Below are 1,572 nucleotides of genomic sequence, written 5' to 3'. Positions count from 1 at the left end.
GTAGAAGTTCACGGGGGTAGCAAAAACCCCAAAAATCTGATAAGGTGAGGCACATGGAGAAGACAGTGCCGGAATTAATGGCGGCAATCAGCCCAGCAGAGTGGGCGCAAGTGCCAGACAGCATCCTCGAACTAATTTACGAATTAGTGCGTAGGATGGATCAGGTTGAACAGGAAATAGCGGAACTGAGAACAGAAAACGAGCTTCTCAAAGAGCAATTAGCCAGAACTTCGGCAAATTCATCACAACCACCATCGAAGAATCCTCAAGGATTTAAGCCCAATCGAAAGGAACCCACCGGCAAGAAGCGGGGTGGGCAACTAGGACATTCGGGACACGAACGGAAGCTATACCCGACCCAAATGTGTCAAGAAGTAATCAACCATTACCCGCAGCAATGTAGTGGATGTGGAGGCCTTCTAGGGATGGAAAATAGTGGTCAAGCCTATCGACATCAAGTAGTGGAAGTCCCACCAGTACAGCGGATTGTCATCGAACATCAGTTTCATCCAATTACCTGTACTTGTTGTGGGAAAGAAAATCAAGCCCCAGAAATGACCGAAATAATTGGAAGGGGTGGATATGGCCCAAGGGCAGCAGCCTATGTAGGTCTATTCAGTAGTCAGTATCGACAATCCTACCGCCAAATACGTGCGCTGATGCAGGCGGTGTTTGGGATTGAAATGTCCGTCGGCACGATCAATCGTCTACGGACAGAAGTGAGCGAGGCAGTTAGCGATGCGGTCACAGAAGCCCAAGATTACATCCAGCAGCAGCCGACTGTGGGAGTAGATGAGACTGGATTTCAGCAGCGGAATGGAGATGGTCAAAATGCCGCCAAGACCAGTGGTTGGCTGTGGGTGGCAGTAACGCCATTGATCCAGAGCTTTCAGGTAATTTTAAGTAGAGCTAGTAGTGCTGCTCAAACGGTTTTGGGCGAAACTTTTAGTGGCTCGATCACCAGTGATCGTTGTCCTGCCTATAATTGGGTGGATGTCAATCGCAGACAACTGTGTTGGGCACACCTCAAACGAGATTTTATTCAAATATCCGAACGAGTTGGAGCTTCAGCCCAAATAGGCAAATCCTTACTGGAGCAAGAAAAAGAGCTTTTCAATCTCTGGCATAAATTTAGAAATGAGCAACTCACTCGTTCGGAGTTGAAAGAAAGGGTTGAACCTATTAAGACTAAAGTTTTGAGCATCTTGCTAGAAGCTTCGCAGTTAGACATCGACGAGAGGGAAAAGACCCCACTGGCAAAAACTGTGCGGACTTGCCGTAATTTACTAAAGTTGGAAGTGGCTCTGTGGTTATTTATCTCCTCAGATGGTGTAGAGCCGACCAATAATGCCGCTGAGAGAGCCATTCGCCCTGCTGTGATTTGGCGACGGACTAGCTTTGGTTCAGATTCTGCAGCAGGAAGTCTGTTTGTTGCCCGTTTACTCACCGTCGTGTCTTCTCTCAAGCTGCAAGACCGGAATATTCTTGAGTTCCTGACTGAATCTGTCTTGAATGCCCGTTCTGGTCGGATTCCTCCTTCTCTTCTGCCACGCTAACCCCGTGAACTTCTAC

The 1,572-nt window shown here is 48.0% G+C and carries 1 protein-coding gene; it reads left to right on the top strand.

The window, feature by feature from the left end:
• Positions 1-53 precede the first annotated feature (53 nt).
• On the top strand, positions 54-1,556 hold the full coding sequence (gene tnpC / locus QUB70_RS32455; RefSeq protein WP_332985915.1) for an IS66 family transposase: 1,503 nt from the start codon (positions 54-56) through the stop codon (positions 1,554-1,556).
• Positions 1,557-1,572: the final 16 nt, after the last annotated feature.

The sequence above is a fragment of the Microcoleus sp. A003_D6 genome, from assembly GCF_036702825.1.
Lineage (GTDB): Bacteria > Cyanobacteriota > Cyanobacteriia > Cyanobacteriales > Microcoleaceae > Microcoleus.
Note: the sequence above shows the minus strand (reverse complement) of the source record. Positions and strands in the feature narration are given on the sequence as shown.